At 31.8% G+C, this 18,600-nt stretch carries 23 protein-coding genes; 7 read left to right on the top strand and 16 right to left on the bottom strand.

Going from position 1 to position 18,600, the window contains the following annotated elements; translation table 11 throughout:
• Positions 1–198 precede the first annotated feature (198 nt).
• Positions 199–888: an MOSC domain-containing protein gene (locus PSR14_RS12680; protein ID WP_001262994.1), complete on the bottom strand. Its 690-nt coding sequence runs from the start codon at positions 886–888 to the stop codon at positions 199–201.
• 156 nt (positions 889–1,044) lie between these two features.
• On the opposite strand from PSR14_RS12680, the gene PSR14_RS12675 reads away from it, so the two are divergent.
• Entirely contained in the window at positions 1,045–1,947 is a 903-nt protein-coding gene (locus PSR14_RS12675) for a LysR family transcriptional regulator (RefSeq protein WP_000612252.1), read from the top strand.
• A 92-nt stretch (positions 1,948–2,039) separates the two neighbouring features.
• On the opposite strand, the gene PSR14_RS12670 is transcribed toward PSR14_RS12675, so the two are convergent.
• From PSR14_RS12670 to PSR14_RS12660, 3 genes are all read right to left on the bottom strand, one after another.
• Positions 2,040–2,303, bottom strand: a complete 264-nt coding sequence (locus PSR14_RS12670) for a hypothetical protein (protein ID WP_000932117.1) — start codon at positions 2,301–2,303, stop codon at positions 2,040–2,042.
• Positions 2,304–2,356: 53 nt separating this feature from the next.
• A complete protein-coding gene (locus tag PSR14_RS12665) occupies positions 2,357–3,481 on the bottom strand; it encodes a C45 family peptidase (RefSeq protein ID WP_000285217.1) in 1,125 nt (374 codons plus the stop codon).
• Positions 3,482–3,646: 165 nt separating this feature from the next.
• Positions 3,647–4,690 carry an aspartate-semialdehyde dehydrogenase gene (locus PSR14_RS12660; protein ID WP_098487832.1) on the bottom strand — a complete coding sequence of 348 codons (1,044 nt, stop codon included), beginning with the start codon at positions 4,688–4,690 and terminating at the stop codon, positions 3,647–3,649.
• A gap of 129 nt (positions 4,691–4,819) precedes the next feature.
• Here PSR14_RS12660 and PSR14_RS12655 point away from each other — a divergent pair, with 129 nt between their 5' ends.
• Positions 4,820–5,692, top strand: a complete 873-nt coding sequence (locus PSR14_RS12655) for a LysR family transcriptional regulator (protein ID WP_000425885.1) — start codon at positions 4,820–4,822, stop codon at positions 5,690–5,692.
• A gap of 69 nt (positions 5,693–5,761) precedes the next feature.
• On the opposite strand, the gene PSR14_RS12650 is transcribed toward PSR14_RS12655, so the two are convergent.
• The 4 genes from PSR14_RS12650 to PSR14_RS12635 all read right to left on the bottom strand — a co-directional run bounded on the left by PSR14_RS12650 (position 5,762) and on the right by PSR14_RS12635 (position 9,101).
• Positions 5,762–6,958, bottom strand: a complete 1,197-nt coding sequence (locus tag PSR14_RS12650) for an MFS transporter (RefSeq protein WP_000421209.1) — start codon at positions 6,956–6,958, stop codon at positions 5,762–5,764.
• A gap of 140 nt (positions 6,959–7,098) precedes the next feature.
• A complete protein-coding gene (locus PSR14_RS12645; RefSeq protein ID WP_001065034.1) occupies positions 7,099–7,515 on the bottom strand; it encodes a MarR family winged helix-turn-helix transcriptional regulator in 417 nt (138 codons plus the stop codon).
• A 109-nt stretch (positions 7,516–7,624) separates the two neighbouring features.
• Positions 7,625–8,230: a PRK06770 family protein gene (locus PSR14_RS12640; protein WP_000846580.1), complete on the bottom strand. Its 606-nt coding sequence runs from the start codon at positions 8,228–8,230 to the stop codon at positions 7,625–7,627.
• A gap of 97 nt (positions 8,231–8,327) precedes the next feature.
• On the bottom strand, positions 8,328–9,101 hold the full coding sequence (locus PSR14_RS12635) for a Cof-type HAD-IIB family hydrolase (protein ID WP_000720249.1): 774 nt from the start codon (positions 9,099–9,101) through the stop codon (positions 8,328–8,330).
• A 317-nt stretch (positions 9,102–9,418) separates the two neighbouring features.
• On the opposite strand from PSR14_RS12635, the gene PSR14_RS12630 reads away from it, so the two are divergent.
• Complete coding sequence (locus tag PSR14_RS12630) at positions 9,419–10,201, top strand: arginase family protein (RefSeq protein ID WP_000054634.1); 783 nt, start codon at positions 9,419–9,421, stop codon at positions 10,199–10,201.
• 34 nt (positions 10,202–10,235) lie between these two features.
• On the opposite strand, the gene PSR14_RS12625 is transcribed toward PSR14_RS12630, so the two are convergent.
• Positions 10,236–10,895 carry an AAA family ATPase gene (locus PSR14_RS12625; protein ID WP_000657887.1) on the bottom strand — a complete coding sequence of 220 codons (660 nt, stop codon included), beginning with the start codon at positions 10,893–10,895 and terminating at the stop codon, positions 10,236–10,238.
• Entirely contained in the window at positions 10,895–11,791 is an 897-nt protein-coding gene (locus PSR14_RS12620) for a CPBP family intramembrane glutamic endopeptidase (protein ID WP_000794828.1), read from the bottom strand. Before PSR14_RS12620 ends, PSR14_RS12625 begins: the two co-directional genes overlap by 1 nt.
• A 391-nt stretch (positions 11,792–12,182) precedes the next feature.
• On the opposite strand from PSR14_RS12620, the gene cspD reads away from it, so the two are divergent.
• Both cspD and PSR14_RS12610 read left to right on the top strand, forming a co-directional pair.
• Complete coding sequence (cspD, locus tag PSR14_RS12615) at positions 12,183–12,386, top strand: cold-shock protein CspD (protein WP_000176368.1); 204 nt, start codon at positions 12,183–12,185, stop codon at positions 12,384–12,386.
• Positions 12,387–12,472: 86 nt separating this feature from the next.
• On the top strand, positions 12,473–12,658 hold the full coding sequence (locus PSR14_RS12610; RefSeq protein ID WP_000286198.1) for a cold-shock protein: 186 nt from the start codon (positions 12,473–12,475) through the stop codon (positions 12,656–12,658).
• 38 nt (positions 12,659–12,696) lie between these two features.
• Here PSR14_RS12610 and PSR14_RS12605 read toward each other — a convergent pair whose 3' ends face one another.
• Positions 12,697–13,248, bottom strand: coding sequence for a GNAT family N-acetyltransferase (locus PSR14_RS12605; RefSeq protein ID WP_000885380.1), 552 nt, complete (start codon positions 13,246–13,248; stop codon positions 12,697–12,699).
• A gap of 298 nt (positions 13,249–13,546) precedes the next feature.
• Between PSR14_RS12605 and PSR14_RS12600 the strand changes: the two genes are divergently transcribed.
• A complete protein-coding gene (locus PSR14_RS12600; RefSeq protein WP_073541502.1) occupies positions 13,547–14,095 on the top strand; it encodes a hypothetical protein in 549 nt (182 codons plus the stop codon).
• 56 nt (positions 14,096–14,151) lie between these two features.
• Here the strand turns inward: PSR14_RS12600 and PSR14_RS12595 are convergent, their stop codons facing one another.
• The 5 genes from PSR14_RS12595 to PSR14_RS12575 all read right to left on the bottom strand — a co-directional run bounded on the left by PSR14_RS12595 (position 14,152) and on the right by PSR14_RS12575 (position 17,523).
• Complete coding sequence (locus tag PSR14_RS12595; protein ID WP_000860368.1) at positions 14,152–15,552, bottom strand: protoporphyrinogen oxidase; 1,401 nt, start codon at positions 15,550–15,552, stop codon at positions 14,152–14,154.
• A 60-nt stretch (positions 15,553–15,612) separates the two neighbouring features.
• The gene (locus PSR14_RS12590) at positions 15,613–16,341 is read right to left on the bottom strand and encodes an alpha/beta fold hydrolase (RefSeq protein WP_000600658.1); all 729 of its coding nucleotides are present in this window, start codon (positions 16,339–16,341) and stop codon (positions 15,613–15,615) included.
• Between the two features lie 114 nt (positions 16,342–16,455).
• Positions 16,456–16,605: an aspartyl-phosphate phosphatase Spo0E family protein gene (locus PSR14_RS12585; protein WP_000424361.1), complete on the bottom strand. Its 150-nt coding sequence runs from the start codon at positions 16,603–16,605 to the stop codon at positions 16,456–16,458.
• 168 nt (positions 16,606–16,773) lie between these two features.
• Positions 16,774–16,929 (bottom strand): hypothetical protein, encoded by a 156-nt coding sequence (locus tag PSR14_RS12580; RefSeq protein WP_000428945.1) that lies wholly within the window; start codon positions 16,927–16,929, stop codon positions 16,774–16,776.
• A gap of 33 nt (positions 16,930–16,962) precedes the next feature.
• Complete coding sequence (locus PSR14_RS12575; protein ID WP_000581024.1) at positions 16,963–17,523, bottom strand: helix-turn-helix domain-containing protein; 561 nt, start codon at positions 17,521–17,523, stop codon at positions 16,963–16,965.
• Positions 17,524–17,693: 170 nt separating this feature from the next.
• On the opposite strand from PSR14_RS12575, the gene PSR14_RS12570 reads away from it, so the two are divergent.
• Positions 17,694–18,581 carry a DMT family transporter gene (locus PSR14_RS12570; RefSeq protein ID WP_000841801.1) on the top strand — a complete coding sequence of 296 codons (888 nt, stop codon included), beginning with the start codon at positions 17,694–17,696 and terminating at the stop codon, positions 18,579–18,581.
• Positions 18,582–18,600 lie beyond the last annotated feature (19 nt).

Raw genomic sequence — 18,600 nt, 5'->3', positions numbered from 1 at the left:
AGTAATAGGTCTTACCAATCAATATACTATCATAAAATATAAAAAAAAAGTCTAATTAATTTTATGTTTCGACTATTCGAAAACAAGTCGAATAAAACAATATTAGGATTTTTGGATATTAATGAGTTTATTATATAAAAATAGCGCTTTCTAATTCGTTTTTACTAATAGAAATACACTATTTATAATAAAAGATTTTTATTCTTTTATCCCTTCAAGTCTTTCCTTCGTATTAATTTCTTCTCCACTTATACGCTTTTCAAAAGACTTTCTCCAACTACTTGAAAGTGCATTTACTTCTAATATCCTTTTTATCCCTTCAATATTTTGCTTTTCCTTGTGCATGATACGGTTAGCAAACGCTACTGAAACACCCTTTGGATCAGACTGTAGTCTTTTTAAAGTATCGACTGATGATACCCATCCTTCTTTTAATACGCGAAAATAAAACCCTGTATATCCTGTTTCTTGAAAATATAGTGGTAACTTCGGGATATTGTATTTCTTAGCTAATTTAAAACAAGGTTGCCTTGGCTGCGTTACTTGTACAACTGCTTCTCCAATTTGAAATGTATCACCAATACAAACATCCTCTTCGCGCATATCACTAACTGTTATATTTTCTCCGAAAGCCCCATATACAAGATCTTGATTCAACTCTTTTTCCCAGTATGGATAGTGATCACCAGTATAAACACAAACTGCTTTATCTACTCCTCCATGATGAACTAAGTCAGCTTGTCCATCCCCATTAAATTTTACAAAAGATAAATATACCGGTTCCTTTACTTGTTTCTTATTTATGCCTGTATGAATTACTTTTCCGCCGTATGTAACCTCTTTTGGTAATCCTATATTTAAAGATAATAATTGATATTCATTAGCCATTCTATTGCCTCCTTTAAAGGTGTTACATGTATTTTCTCTCGGTTAATTTTTATAACCCTCTCTGTTTTATAAAGATGATTATAAAACCTCTAAAATCATTGTTCAATTCAATTATTTATATAATAATGATAGGTATATCCTATTATTATACTTGAGGTGATTCCAATCGAATTACGACAACTTGAATACTTTTTAGCTGTTTCAAAAGAATTACATTTCACAAAAGCAGCTGAGAAATTAAATATTTCACAGCCTTCACTAAGTCAACAAATACGTGCATTAGAGCATGAAGTTGGAATGCCCCTTTTCGATCGAATTGGTAAAAAAATATCTTTAACCGAAGCTGGGAGGATTTTATTATTACATAGTAAAACAATTTTTCATGAAGTTGAACAAGCCCGTTCTGCTATTCAAGATTTAAACGGATTACAACAAGGTTCCTTAACAATTGGATCATTATTAACCGTCGTAAATTACTTACTACCACCAGCTATTTTAAATTTTAATAATTTATATCCCAATATAGAACTTTCTGTATTAGGACTTCGCACAGGAGATATTCGTGAAAAATTATTACAAAACGAACTAAATATTGGCATTACATTTCTACCAGTGCACGATAAAGAAATTATTTCTATCCCTCTCTACAAAAGTGAACTTATAATAGTCGTACCAACTGGTCATCAATTAGCTGAACATAATCATGTATCTATTGCTGAATTGCAGAATTACCCTTTAATTCTTTTACCTAAAAATTTCTTTTTAACCGAATTAATTACATCCCATTGTCAAAAATTCAACTTTAAACCAAAACCAATTTTAGAAATTAGTACAATGGAATCTTTAATCCAAATGGTTTCAAAAGGCATGGGGATTACAGTTTTACCAAAACCGTATATAGACTTTTTACAAAATAAAAACATTCAAGCTATTAAAATAGAAAATCCTACTCCAATAATAGAAATAGGGCTTATTTATAGAAAAGATAAATATATGTGTGCTGCAACTCGAGAATTTATTAAACAATTGAAACTAACCGTACATTCTTTACAAAATTAAACGAACAAAAGAGATTATCCTATGAAGTCATTTCATAACGACCTAGTAGAATAATCTCTTTTCATAATGAAATAAAGTATTAACTATAAATTTTAGTGTACCTTTTTGGAAATTGGAATATATTTTGTAAAATAAGCCCCAACTAACAATAATACGATTGAAAATAGCACTGTCAACATACCGCCGAACTGAAACCAATATGCGAACAAATTAAAAATTGCAAGTGAAAAGAAACAAATTGAAGTTAATGCACTCTTCAATCCTTTTATTTCTGCTTTTTTTCTTTTTTGATACGCAATATACATGGAAACGGCTAAAAAAATGATAAAAACAAACATTAATAAAATGTTTAGCATCGGTAATCCCTCCAGTATAAATAACCTCCTTCGGTGCTACCATATTACCCCATTTACCCTTTTGGAATCAATTTATTATTCTCTTCTCTCCAAAAATCAGTATAAGTTTTATTTTCAAAGTTCACATTCACCTCAGAAAAAGGAAGACTCCCTCCAACCTCCAACGAGTACCAGTCATTTAAAAGTGGAGACCCGAAACAAATATTCATTGTGCATTCATGCAAATCAAATAATACGGAATGTAAAGTTCCAAACCATTCTTCATAATTATGCACCGTCAGCCCGGCAGGATATTCTTTTTGTACTAATCCTTTTAAAGACTCTATACTCACTTGTTCATTTCGATTTAAATGTTCATACAATGTGTGATATCGGTTTGTAGATTGTTCTAATCTTCTACTATTCAGTTTTTGAATAGGTAAACTAATTGCGTGGTTTGTTGATACGATAAAATCTTGGCTTTCCTCAACAATTGTGATTATTGATTTATATCCATCAAATATTTCAATACATACTGCATCTACAGGGTCGGCTACTATTAGATTCATATTACTAGCAATTGGTATTTCTTCTATTAGTGACTTAGCCTCCTGCACATTTTTGCATTTCTCCAATAATACTCTAATGACCGCAAAACATTGTAAACCACTTACCGCTGGCTTTCTTAAACCCGCAATATTTCCAACCGGTTGACCACATGCTGAAAATGTAACAGATAATCCATGCTCGTTAACTCCTTCCGTTCGGCCAAAATATTGAGTAGAAAAGCCACTATGTGCATATGCACCTTCAACATGAGTCGAACAAAAACGCATATCATCTATTACTGGTGACAAATCATAGTTTCTTAATACATAAGTATGCTTTAAATCTGTCTTTTTAGGTAAAACAGCACAATGGCTACAACCTGCTTTTAATAGTGTTTGATAATAATACATCATATTTTCAGATGAAATTTTTAATACTTCACAAAACCCTTCAATCTCTTCATTAATTCCTGGACAATAATTATGTAATATGTTCCTAGATTCTGTCCAATGCTGATGCGATATTAAATTTTCTTTCTGTATAAATTGCGGAATAAGGTAAGGATGTTGTTTTACAAATTCCCCTTGTTGCTTACCGATTTCATAATGACTTCCTTTTAGCGATGAAAAATACCCCTTTACTTGATACATCTAATTCCCCCTTATTGAATTTATCCATATCGTACCAAATAAATTGTATTCATTCTTGATGTTTTTTACTGTCTTTCAAATCAAATACGGCTGGAATAAAGCGAACAGTTATAAAATAAAAACTAGGAAACTGTAATCTTTAACAGTTCCCTAGTTTCCTTCATACTAAATGATTCCCTCTTCCACCATCGTTTCTGCAATTTGCACCGAGTTCCACGCCGCACCTTTTAATAAATTATCGGAAACGATCCAAAGATGGAATCCGTTTGGTGTATCAGGATCTTTTCTAATTCTACCGACAAATGTATCTATTTTCCCTTCTGCGTATAATGGCATTGGATACAGCTGTTCACTAGGGTTATCCTGCAAAATAACACCTGGTGCATCAAACAATACTTCTTTAATTTCTGCAACAGTTGCTTCTTTTTCAAGCTCTATATAAACCGATTCTGAGTGACCTGATATAACTGGAACACGCACACAAGTAGCTGCCATTTTCAAGTTTGGGTCTTCTAAAATTTTCTTCGTTTCTTGTATCATCTTTACTTCTTCAAAGGTGAAATCATTATCCGTGAATATATCTACTTGAGGAAGTACATTAAATGCAATTGGATAATGTTTTTTATCTTTTTTCGCTGGTAATATAGTACTCTCCACTTCTTCACCTGCAAGTATTGACTTAGCCTGTTCTTTTAATTCTTGAATTGCATGAATACCAGAACCCGATACAGCCTGATAAGTGGAAACGATAATTCGTTCTAATCCGAATACTTTTCGTATTGGCTGAAGAGCTGTTACCATCTGTAATGCTGAACAATTCGGAACTGCTATTATCCCTTTATGTTCCTTTAAAGTGTGCGCATTTACTTCCGGAACAACAAAAGGTACATCACGTGCCATTCGATATTCACTTGTGTTGTCAATTACGATGGCACCGCTAGAGACAGCTTGATTTACAAATTGTCTAGAAACTTCTCCTCCAGCGCTAAAAAAGGCAATATCTACCCCTTCAAAGCTATTTATTTTTGCTTCTTGTATAATGATCTCTCGCCCTTTAAATTGTACTGTCTTACCAGCCGATCTTTTTGACGAAAGTAACGTAACTTCAGTTATATTAAACTTTGTTTCTTTTTCTAACAGTTCAATAATTTTCTGACCTACTGCACCCGTAGCCCCAACAACAGCTACATGATAGCCCTTTTCACTCATCTTTTCTCCTCCAATGTTAAATGAATAAATATTTCTACAATTTCATTTTATAAGGAATTTAATCATTTGGAAAATTGAAATACGTGATATAATCATTCACAAATCATGATAATAAAAGAGGGATTGTTTATGGAAATGAGACACGTTAAAACATTTTGTGCGATTGTTAAGTATGGTGGTTTTTCTAAAGCTGCTCATGCATTAGGTTATGTGCAATCTACAGTTACAGCGCATATGAAAGCATTAGAGAACGATTTACATATTCCTCTTTTCGATCGGTTAGGAAAAAAAGTACTTCTTACAAAAGCAGGTCATCAATTTCATCCTTATGCTTTAGAATTACTTGCAATTTATGAAAAAGCGCAAGAAATCCCTCAAAATACCGATCAATTAGAAGGTACATTGAGTATTACATCAAACGAATCATTAGCAGTATATCGTTTACCACAATTATTACGTACTTACAAACAGAAAAATCCGAAAGTAAATATCGTACTTGAAACAAACACAAATGAACAAGCATTACAAAAATTACATGAAGGAGAAACAGACGTTGTCTTCATAATTGGAGAAAGTATAGAACATAATGATTTTATTACGTGTACTTTTAGTAATGAAACATTTGGATGGATTTTACCACCCCATTACTGTACACACTCTAATCCATTTTATTTACTAAACGATACCCAGTTTATCTTTACGGAACAAAGCTGCGGCTATAGACCGATGGTAGATCGTTTTTTACGTCAAAGCGGGAATATTCCAGCTAAAACATTTGAAACTTCCAACGTTGAAGTCATTAAACAATCCGTCATGTGTGAATTAGGAATTTCAATTCTTCCTTACATCGTTGTACAAGAAAGTTGTCAAAAAGAGCAACTCTGTTTTCAGCCTATTGAAACTCCAACAGTTATTCAAAGCCATGTAATCTATCATAAATCTAGATGGATTTCCCCTGTAGTACAGTCGTTTCTTTCACTATTAAAGGTTATGAAAGTATAAAATAATATGAAAGAAAACATGAGTTGAAATCCTTTAAAGAATATCAACCCACGTTTTCTTTACTACCACTTATATAGTCATCTTCTTTTTATTAGGTGATGTTTTTTCTTTAACTAGAACAAATATGATTGGAAGGACAAGTAAACTAGCAATTGCACAGATTGTTCCTAAAGAAAAAAACGGAAATCCATTACTTATGGCAAGTGACGCTACGCCAGAAGCAATAGTCATCCCAATATACATGGCAGAGCTATTTAATGCCATTACAGTCCCTCGCACAGCTGGTTTTAATTCTGAAATTAGTGCCGTTAATGATGCTTGTCCAAATCCAATAAATAAACTCCAAATAATATGTACAATAATTGCAATTACTAGATTTTCTGTGGAAAGCGAGAATGACATTACACTAATTGAGGATACAATGCTCGCAATGACTATAACACTCTTCTTTCCTATTTTATCAGCTAATTTTCCACCTAAAATATTACCAGCTACACTACCAACTCCTGCCAAAAAAATTACTATACCTATTTTACCAACAGAAATTCCAAAATTATTCTCATAATAAACACCTATGTATGAAAACATGCCATGTAATCCAATTGTCCATAGAAACGTTGCTAATAATGCAAATAAAACTGATATATTTACTACAGTCATTTTCAATGGTGCATCCACCGTTTCCGTTAAAGAAACATGTACATCCTCTCTCTCTTTTTCATTTCTTAATATGTGATTAATTAGTAATGTCAGAAATAAAGTTAAAAGTCCTATACTATAAAATGTCCATTGCCAATTTCCTATTTCAGATAAAAATGCGCCTATAGGTACTCCAATGACTGTTGAACCTATCATTGCTCCCATAATTGTTCCCATCGCTTTTCCTCTTGACTCATATGTAACTTTATCTCCTACTAATGCAAAAATACTTGGCATAATCATTGCACCAGATAAACCTGTTAGACCGCGAAATAATAAAAGAATTTCAAAATTCTTCGCTAATCCCGTACAAAATGTAGAAATAGAAAAAATAATAAACCCTATTATGATCATACGTTTCCTTCCAACTCTATCAGACATCATTCCAAATACGGGTGCAGTTATTCCATAACAAAGTGCATAAATAGTAATTAATAACCCTCCACTCCCATCAGGGATACTAATTGTTTCTGTAATTACTGGTAATAAAGGTGCCACTAATAATGAATCTAATCCAACAAAAAAAGCTACAATTGCCAAAATACGTATCATTGACTTTAACTCCATATATAACTCCCCTTTATTTCACATATGAAATAATTATTTATTATTATCCCTTCTTTAATTTTCACTGTACTAGTTTTTATTTCACATATGAAGTATTTATATAAATAAAAATGTAACAGAATGTTACATTTTTACTATATTTAATTCAAGTGCTTCTTCCACTTTAATAATAAAGCCTCTAAAAGTCCTTCTTCTTCTTTCGTAAAACAACCACAATTCTCTTTTAAAAAATCACTATATTGCACATCTACTTGCTTTTTCGTCTCTTCACCTTTTTTAGTTAAATAAACGAGCGTTTCACGTTGGTCATTCGGGTTCTTCTCTGTCATTACGTAACCATCTCGCTTCATCCGTTGAATCATTGTTGTCATATTACTTGGAACACATCCCATGTTTTCAATTAACTTTGACATAGATACTTTCCCAGATTTTGCGAGTACTTGAATCACTCCAAATTGTACATAACTTATATCATATTGTTCAATTGCCTTATCTAGATTTTTTTGGAGTAAATGATAAACATCACGAATATTACCGTAAAGCTCTCTGTTATTCATATGTAAGCCCCTCTATTTTATTTCATATATGAATCATATTCCCATTTATTTCTTGTGTCAACAAAAACACCTTTGTAATTATGATGACAAAGGTGTTTCAACATATCTCTTATTTATTAGTCTGTCCCCCACCTGCAATTAATTTACTACCTGAATATGTACCTTTTTGCATAAACACCTGATTAATCAACTCTTTTTGTTCCGCTTCTGACATTACTCCTGTTCCTTCGCCTAAATTCCCGCTTTGTAATTTCCAAATCTGATTGTGATCCGCATCCATTTTTTCATATTTTCCTTGTTTCCATCTCTCTAAAATATCTGCATATATTTTTCCTTGTACTAGATCATTGTTCTTTACAATATCAAGTAAACTTTCAATACGTTCTTGTGTAATAAAAATATAGCCCCACTTTTGATCAGCTTTCGTTTTTTGATGTGCCATTTCATGTAACGCTGTCTGTATTTTCTCATCTGTCCATTTAAAATTTTTATTAAAGCCGCTATTTGGTAATGAATGATTGCCATTTTCTAAAACCTTTGCATCTTCAGCTTTTACATTACTATCAGCCAGCACTTCTGCTGCCGGAGCAGCGGGTGATGCCTTTTTCGCAGCTGGTTTACTATTATTCAAATAATACAGCATACCATATGTTAAACCTACTCCGATTACCGCCATGCCAGCTATAATTCCAATTATTTTAAAGAATGTTTTCATCTTGCTCGTTTCCTCCCGCATATCTCATTCATAATATCTATTTATCAAAAACAGATGCAGCATCTCTTTTTTCGCTGCTTACTACAATTTTTTCATACTAGTCAACATAAACATAACTTTTACTTTCTAGAAATGTAGCAACTCCATCCTCATCGTTACTTTTAGCAATAAATTTAGCGACTGCTTTTAATTCCTCAACAGCGTTACTCATCGCTACACCAACCCCACACTTCTCTATCATTTCCATATCATTGTAGTCATCTCCAAAGGCAATAACTTCAGATACGTCTCGATTTAAGTGTTGTAGAACATATTGAATACTATTCCATTTTGAAACTTCTGCATGCATAATTTGACACAATGTCCCGTCATCTGTAATGACTGCCTTGCATTCATCAGGCAATTCTTTAATAAATTTCTGGTTTATTGAGCCTTTAGTACAAATAATCGCTTTAGAAGCTTTTTCAAATTCTAAACCTCTTACATCCATAATTTCACATGGTATATTACCAAAATAATAAGTAACATCAAAATTTGAATACAACTTATCACCTATTTCAAGGCAAATCTCATGAAGATTATACTTGTTTGCTATTTCTATGATTTCTAAAATGTTATTTTTAGAAATCTTCATTTCATATAAAATATCATTCCCTTTAAGAACTAGAGCCCCGTTATAACAAATGATAATCTCACTCTTTAACACGTCGGGAATATACTGTTTTATAGCTCTTGGCGGCCTTGCTGTAGCAAAAATCAATTCGTCTCCATTATTTTTACATTCCCTTAGAATATTAATAGATTTCTCTGAAATTGTTTTATCACTTCTTAATAAAGTCCCATCAAGGTCTGAAATAATAATCTTTTTCATACTTATCTTTATTCTCCTTTCACAAATAATAATTCGAAATATTGGTTATTTTTTGGATCACCAGAGCTGCTGCGGATAGTTAATCTCAACTTTCTTTTTTTCTCAATTTAATTCCAAATATCATTTCCATTTGTTATATATTTTTTATTTCCTGAAGTACATACATATTTCCTTATATTGTATTTCTTTTCTTTAAAAATTGAAAGATTATTCTGTCAAAAACACTATCTTTTCTAAATACTAATTCCACTCAAAGCATTTCATTTTAATTTTATAAAAATAAATGATAGCCTTATATTTAAAGGAGATGAATAAATATGAGTTTATTGCATAACGGTTTAACTTTTTTAAACTTTGATGATACGTATTTATTACAAAATAAACTACATTCTTATTCACATGAAGATATTGATTTTACTCATTTAGAACACGCAAATCTATATTGCGAAAACACTTCTTTAATGCATATAAAAAGAGCATTAAATCGCAGAAAGAATAAAGGAATTACTTTTATAGGTTCTGGAAATTATCATTATGTATCTCATTTATTATTAGAAGAAATAAACAAGCCTTTTACCCTTATACTATTTGATCATCATACTGATATGAACTTACAGGGAGCAAATGAACAAACTCTTATTTCCTGTGGATCTTGGGTATCATTTTCTCTTCGAAATAATGATAATTTAAAGAAGGTAATCATTATTGGGCCTTCTTCTCTTACAATTCATTCTAATGATTGTCCATACGTAGAAATTTTTCCAATTGATATATCACATGAAGTATCCATACATACAATACTTTCACATATTCATACAGAAACAATATATGTAAGCATTGATAAAGATGTTTTAGATCCAAAAGTTACTATTACCAATTGGGATCAAGGGCACATGAAATTATCTAGACTTTTACAATTTATTCATTCTCTAATTATGAATAAATCTATTTATGGTATTGATATTTGTGGTGAACTCCCAGTTTATCCTTCTCAACTTTTCTTACCTAAATATAAAAATGCTATTCATAAAAATGAACAAGCAAACTTACAAATTTTAAAAACAATTTATGAAACGAACTTACATATTCAATATGCATAAAAAGAACGAGTACCTTATAAGGTACTCGTTCTTTTTATGCGCGATTTTCTTTTAACCACTTCGTAATCGCATCTAATCTCGAAACATCAAAACGACTCTCTTCACACACATGTAAACTGTTTAAGTTATTTACAATTTCTAGTTCATTCGTTTTTACACTTTTCGCTTCAATTATTTTGCAGTACCCGTCTGTAATGGCATTTAAATTTTCATAATAACGTTGAAACGATTTTGATATATGTAAATGTTTTTCAAAGTTTCTTCTTCTTTTTGTCTCGTCAAATTCTTTCCGTTTTCTAAGTTCTTCATCATTCGTATATAAATAAAAATATTGATCAGGAAAACCAATTTCCCTATGTATCAGCTTTTCTTTATAAAAGTTTTCTATTAAAGATAATGGCTGATCAAATATTTCAAAATGGAAACACCAATTATAACTAAGCGGCTGATAAATGTCTCCATCAAGTATTACTAATTTATATTGCTCTGACTTCTGCATTGCTATTTTCCAGCGCTCTACTTGTTTTTCAAAATACCATGTTCTATGTTCATTTTTTGGTCTTTCAAATAATAAATTCACTTCAGGTATAATATAAGCACCATAATTCTTTTCTAACTCACGACACGTTGTGCTCTTACCAACCGCACTTGCTCCCTCAAACGCTATAATCCCCATAGTTTCTCCCTCTTTCATTAACTAAAATCTCTTTGTTTCGCTTTTCTCCCCCATAACTGTTTCCATAAAACAATTGAAGCGATGGAGAGCATTATTGTTGTAATGATACTGCCTTCAATACCAAATGTGCCTCCATGCAATATTTCTGGTCCATTTGTTATAGACTTAAAAATCGGAGTGGAATACACATTTGTACCACTAACGGCGAAACCATATACATTATATTGCGCCCAATTCCAAATTGAGTGCCATGCACATATTCCCCATAGACCATCTTCTTTCAATACGTATAAAGCTGCGTATACTCCAACTAATATTATATTCGATATAGATAATATTGTAATTCCCGGATTAAGGAGATGAAGAAATCCAAATAAAAAAGAAGTAACAATTATTCCAACCCATATACGACCTCTAGTAGAAAGAACCGGGAATAACCAACCTCGTACAATAATTTCTTCAGTTGCCCCTTGTATTAAAAATGCAACTAAGGATCCTAATATACCTACTATTACTGTTGAGGTAATATGTTGTACTTGTAATTTTACACTTCCCATTAGTAACAGCAAAATAACTGGTATTGAAATAAATACAAATCCTATTAATGCACCTTTTAAATACTTTCTCATCCATTTCTCTTTCCAAAAACCAATGGATGAAAATGGCCTTTTTTCTACAAAACGAATCCATATAAATAAAATGAGTATAGCTCCTCCAAATGTTAACAGCATTCTAATATTATCATAAATCCCTTTCATGAATGTTGTTTCAACTTTCGGTAAAAATAACATAAACAACATAAATAGTTCACCTAAAGTCAAAAATATAATGGCTAATATTACAGCAAAGATTGGATGGACTTTTTTTCTCCCTGTTTTTGCTGCTTCAATTATTTTAAATGAATTATTTTTCACTCTCTTTCCTCCTTTTCCTTTATTAATATTTAATTCCCACCAGTTAACAACCATATTTTACCACAAGTGACCTATTAATAATATTTCACTCCATTTTTTACATGATTTTGCATAAACCAAAATTAGGAATAATATATAAATAAAAGAGATGTTTTTGTGTCTTTTACCATCCGATTTCACACTGGTATTACCAGCACTTGCTATTTCCCACCATTTGTTGTAAGATAGTAATTAAGGTCAATTTAACAGTATATTTTCTTTGCATATTATCAAGTATCAATCAGGAACATTTTATATTCCTTATGGGTTTTTGATAATATGTGAAATTTTATTTTTCATTCAAATAAGGCCGAACATATTGTAATCTTTTTAATTTTTAGGAGGCATTACCATGACATTAACAGGTAAAGTAAAATGGTTTAACAGCGAAAAAGGTTTCGGTTTCATCGAAGTTGAAGGTGGCAACGACGTATTCGTTCACTTCTCAGCTATCACTGGCGACGGCTTCAAATCTCTTGACGAAGGTCAAGAAGTTAGCTTCGAAGTTGAAGACGGTAACCGTGGACCTCAAGCTAAAAACGTTGTAAAGCTATAATTCAAACAATAAAAAGGTTGTTACCAGCACGGTTAACAACCTTTTTAATATATAACTAAAATTTTTTACATAAAAGGAGTGGTTACATGTATCGCAATCGAAAGAACGATGTAGCAGAAGTACCACCAGAACAAACCCCTGTCTGGGAATGTGAAGCAGAGGATTGTTTAGGATGGATGAGAAAGAACTTTTCATTTGAAGAAGAGCCTAAATGCCCTTTATGTAAAAGTAGCATGAAAAGCGGAGAACGTTTATTACCTAAGTTAGGTTAATTTTTACTTAACCCCTCTTATTTAAGAGGGGTTTTTTATTATAAATTTAAATCTTCAACATCCGTTCGAACTATAGAATACAATAATGCATCATGTTGCTTATTTCCTTGATGAATATATCCACGTAATAATCCTTCTTTATGAAAACCTATTTTACATAACATTTTACAAGAAGTAACATTTTCAGGGTATGTAATAGCACCAATTCTAAATAAGCCTAAATCTTGAAATCCATAACGAATAATTTCCCTGGCTGCTTCTGACGCATAACCATTCCCCCAATAACGAGGATGTAAGTCATATCCAATTTCAGATCGTTTACTCCATAATTGTAAATTATTTAATCCAATTGTACCTATTAAAGTATTTGTTTCTTTTAATACAATCCCCCATCGTATTGCCTTTTTCTCAAAGTAATTTTTTGAAAAAGATTCAATCATACGTGAAGCTTGTCCAAATTCTGTAAAAGAATTCATACCGTAATAACACGTTACCTCATCCAATGAAAAGATTTCATATATTTTTTGACAATAAGATTGTTCTATTTCAACTAAACGCAAACGTTCTGTTTCTAATATAGGAAATGCCATAGGATCACTCCTTTCTTTCTACTTATTCATTATAGCAGAAAACATATTTATAATTAGGAAAGTCCTCAATGTCCCATTAATCAAATATTTCAAGAGTAGCCTCCCCTCTTAATTCAATACGAAATAAGAGTAACCCTTCTTGCATTTACATGATGCGAAAAATAAAGAGATGATCATAGTACATTGATCATCTCTTTATTCCATACTCACTTTTCCCTTCTAAAACAACACCCTACCCCATACATTTATGGTAAAATATAGTCAATACATTATTTTATTGTGGAGGTGTAAATTTCCTTTGTATATATTCATCAGCTTATCCCTCTTACTCATATTACTCATATTTTTATTCGCAAAAAAGTTCACTCCAAACTCATTCATGATGACTAGTTTTAAAGGCAATAGCTTTAAGACATTTTCAATCAGCATTTTAATCGCCGCTACTCTTTCTCTTTCATATGGAATCTATCACGCAGCAACATATCAATCTAAACATTTAGATATCACATTACAAAATCAAAACTTTACTGTTTTCGGTAACGTTGGAGAGCTTGGATATTTCTCAGAAGAATTATTAAAAAAAGATACAGAAGTTAAGCTACATTTTGCCTCTTGGAAACCAATGCAATTAAATAATCCAGAAATAATAGTAAACTATCCTTCAGGTAAACAGGAAACATGGAAACCGAACATAACATTACTTCCTGCCAATAAATTAAAAGAGAAACATGGTATAAAAGAGCTTTATCAACTCTCATCATATTCATTTAAAGAATCCGGTAATATAACATTAACGATTACTGAGAATCATACAACGAATAAAAAGATCTCAATTCAAGTAAAATAAATAAAATGTCCCTCCGTTATATTGGAGGGACATTTTATTTATATATGTATGCTATATTAATTTGTCGGTTCATTTAATGTTGCAATTATCTTATTTGCAGTGTTCTTTCCATTTCCAATACACGCACCAATACCGACACCGTAATATGAGGCACCTGCTAAGTATACATTAGGATATAGATCCGTCATTTTTTCTTGTAATGTTTGAACTGCTTGATTATGTTCTAAATGATATTTCGGCATTAAATCTTTCCATTTTGTCACTTCAACTACTTCTGGTTCACCTTTAATTCCGAGACTCTTTTCAATATCATATAAAGCGACTCGTACTAGTTCTTCTTCATTATAATTTTTAATCGTTTCATATACCGGATTCGTACTCTTATAAAACATTCTCACTAATAGCTTTTGGTTTCCAGATGTATGTTTCCACTTCCGGCTTGTCCATGTACAAGCATCACAATGTAAATCACTGTTTTCTGTTACGATAAATCCTGTGCCGTCCGCTGGTAATTGTTCATCTAGTATGTCAAATCCTAAGTAAATACTTATAAGTGATGAATTTTTAAATGTATGAAACTGCTCGTTTAACTCATTAGACTGTAATAAACTTTCTGCGATATCATGCGGAGTTGCTAAAACAACATAATCAGCTTGGATTGATTCGTGATTTGCAAAGGAGACTTCATAGCGATTACCTTGTTTACTTACAGCTGTCGTTACAACACCCTTCTTAACAACCGTCTCAGTCAGCACTTCTTCTAAACGATCAATAATCGTAGATAATCCACCTTTAAATGATACGAACTTTTTGTTTCCTGCTGATTGAAACTGCTTTTTATTCTCTTCAAAACCTTTAATAATACTTCCATATTTATTTTTATAATCCAGTAAATACGGTAGTGTAGACGCCATAGTAAGCTCATTCAATTTACCAGAATATACACCTGAAAGCACCGGAGCAATTTGTCTTTCTACTAACTCTTTTCCTAAAAAGCTTTCTAAAAATACAGCAAGAGAAGTATCTTTTGTAAACTCTTTATTTTTCGTTATGAAATCTTTTAAAGCAACAATTTTCCCTTTCGTTGATACTAGCGTACTGCTAAACAACGATCGGGCACTCATCGGTATCCCAAATATAGTATCAGAAGGAATTGGATGTAAAATATTATCCGAATATATGTAAGAAATACCCGTTTCATTATATACCATTTCTTCTTCTAAATTTAAATCTTTTATAAGCGGCATGACATGTTCATTACGAGCAACGATAGAATCTGCTCCGGATTCCATAATAAAATCCTTTTCTTCTACACTATGGATTTTCCCACCTAAGTACTCTTCTTTTTCTACAAGGATTAAATTTAAATCTATATTATAATCCTTTTTTAATTTTTCTAAATAAAACATAGTAGAAAGTCCCGTTATACCTCCACCGATGACAACAACTGTTTTCATATGTATTGCGCTCCTAACCGATACAATTAATAATTCCTTTATTATTATACCCAAAAGTCCTTATATTCGACTAGCAACTTGCGCATTCTGTAAGAAATTAGACAATATATCCGAATAAATTTTTGGTTGATCATTATGTACTAAATGACCGGCAAACGGAATAACGGCAATATGAATATTTCCGTTTAATTGTTTGAACGTTGTAACAGCTGTAACTTCATCTTCTGAATCTCCCCCAGCAATACAGAGTGTAGGTATTTGAAGATTCGCTACATCACCAGTTTCATCGAAAGGATACCAATCTTTAACTTGCCACGATTCAAGCAATGCTTTCCAATCACTTTTTTCATGAATTTGATTCATATACGTTATAACTTCTTCATTTTTCATCAATTGCTCGTGACACTTCGCTTCATACTCCAGAGACTCTTCCCAATTATCCCTCTTAACCGGAAAGATTCCTGAAAAAGTTAATGTTCTCACTTTCTCTGGATACTTTTTTGCAAATAATAAAGCGATTAATCCCCCTAGTGAAACACCCGCTATATGACATCTATCAATTTGTAGATGCTCTAACGTATCATATAAATCCTTTGCAGAACGTAGGAAATAATTCTCCAATGTCCCCCCTGATTTTCCATGCCCTCTTAAATCAGGGCGAATGACTTGATAATTTTGTTCTCGAAAAAATGCTACCTGCTCTTCATATTCTACTAAACCTGTCATACCACCAGAATGTAAAAGTACGATTGGTTCCCCTTCTCCTGAAATGTACGTATGTAATATCATGTATCCGCCTCCTCTAAAACAGAATATTCCATCTATTATTAGTATATAGAATATACATCTGAATTTCCAAATAAAAAAGAACTATAACATTTTCACATCATGTCATAGTTCTTCCTATTTTAAAAACATAAAGTAATTAATCAGTTTGTCTATTTCTTGACTTAATGCCAATACTTTTTCATGTTGAATTCCGTAATCTGATACTAAATATAAAAGTTCTTCTTTCTTTATTTCAATTACTTTTTCCAATTTCACTAATTCCATGTCGTTTTACTTCTCTCTCCAATACTAAAATGTATGTATTTTAGTATAGCCTATTTACATAATTAGTAAAAGTAAAATACTCATGTAAAATCTTACATATTTTAAAATAATATACTAACAACAAATAAATTTATATTTTTGTACCTTAATACAGACCATTAGGCTTCATTACGTATTCATAACAAATCGGAATTTCTCTAAAGTTATATCTTTATATTTTGGAGCCCTCCTAATATGATCAAAGTAACTATATGAGAATTTAAAAACATGTCCAAAATCCCAATCAATTGACAAGCCACCTTTTAAAACAGTTTTATTTTCCATCTTTCTATCCCCCGTAAAAAAATCACTTTATACTCATCCTAAAGATGGCGTCAATACAAATAAAATATGATTGGATTCATCACTCTTATTCAAAAAACGATGTTTCACATTTGGCGGGATACGTACAACATCTCCTTCTTCTAAGAAGTACTCTTTGCCTTCTAACTCCACATAAACTTCTCCTTTCATAACAACAGCAATTTCTTCTTTATCTTCATGTGAATAGTGATTTTCCGTTGTATTTGCTTGTTTATTTAGGTCCATCATTAACATTTCAATACGCGCTTTCATAAAATCTGGTGTTAATACATCGTAAACTATGTGATCGCTATTTTCTCGATATACTTTCTTTCTATCTTTCTTCTTAGAAATGAGTGAATCTGTATCAATCTCATTAATAAATAGTGTAAATAGCGGTACATTTAACGCTTTCGCTATTAATTCCAATACACTTAACGAGGGATTCGCATGTCCTCGTTCAATTTGACTAATTAATGAAGTACTAATTCCTGCATAATCCGCAAATTCGCGAATTGTCATCTTATTTTTCTTACGATAACTTAATACAGTTTGTCCAAGCCTATCATGTATCATAGTAAATCCTTCCTTCGTCCATCATAATATATATTTCATCGCTTTTGTGTTGACTTACTAAACAAAGGCAAATAATCCTTTTCTATCGTCTCCGAGACTTATATACTTACCTTTGTACATTTTATCGTATTTAGTTTATTATAATAGACAATCTATCGGAGGGACAAACTTTGAAATCACCTATTCTTTCATATTGCATCTTATTTTTCGGTGTATTCGCCTTATCAACTTCAGCGATTTTTGTAAAATTGGCAGATGCTCCTGCAACTATCATTGCTTTTTATCGATTATTTTTCGCTGTATTAATTCTGTTGCCATTATTACTTTTTAATCGAAACAATCGAAACGAACTAAAAACAATAACAAGAAGACAATGGGGATTCGGATTCATTTCTGGGCTATTTTTAGCTGCACATTATGTACTATGGTTTGAATCGTTACAATATACTTCTGTAGCAAGCTCTACTGTTATCGTAACGTTACAACCTTTATTCTCAATGATTGGTGGTTATTTTTTATTCAAGGAAAGGTTTACGAGAGGCGCGATTATCGGTTGTCTCATTGCTATTTCAGGAAGTATCATCATTGGCTGGCAAGATTTCCAAATTAGCGTGGAAGCCTTATACGGAGATATTTTAGCATTTATTGCGGCAGGAATTATTACCGCATACTTTTTCATTAGCCAATATGTTCGTAAAGATTTGTCACTTATACCGTATTCGCTCATTAGTTATGGAAGTAGCGCCTGTTTTCTTGGTATATTTGCTTATATGAAACACGAATCTCTTATCCATTACTCTACACAAACTTGGCTATGCTTTATTGGTTTGGCGTTTATTGCTACGATTTTAGGGCAAACGATTTTTAATTGGTTATTAAAATGGATGAGTGCTACTGTAATCTCCATGAGCATTTTAGGAGAAACAATTGGGACTTGTATACTAGCGTACTTTATATTAAATGAGACTATTTCTTTACAACAAGGACTAGGCATTACAGTTATTTTTATTGGTCTTGCATTATTTTTATTACAACCAAATTCTAATAAAAAAGCATGACATTATACTGTCATGCTTT

It is taken from the genome of Bacillus sp. A01H (assembly GCF_045277205.1).
In the GTDB taxonomy this organism is placed as follows: domain Bacteria; phylum Bacillota; class Bacilli; order Bacillales; family Bacillaceae_G; genus Bacillus_A; species Bacillus_A paranthracis.
Note: the sequence above shows the minus strand (reverse complement) of the source record. Positions and strands in the feature narration are given on the sequence as shown.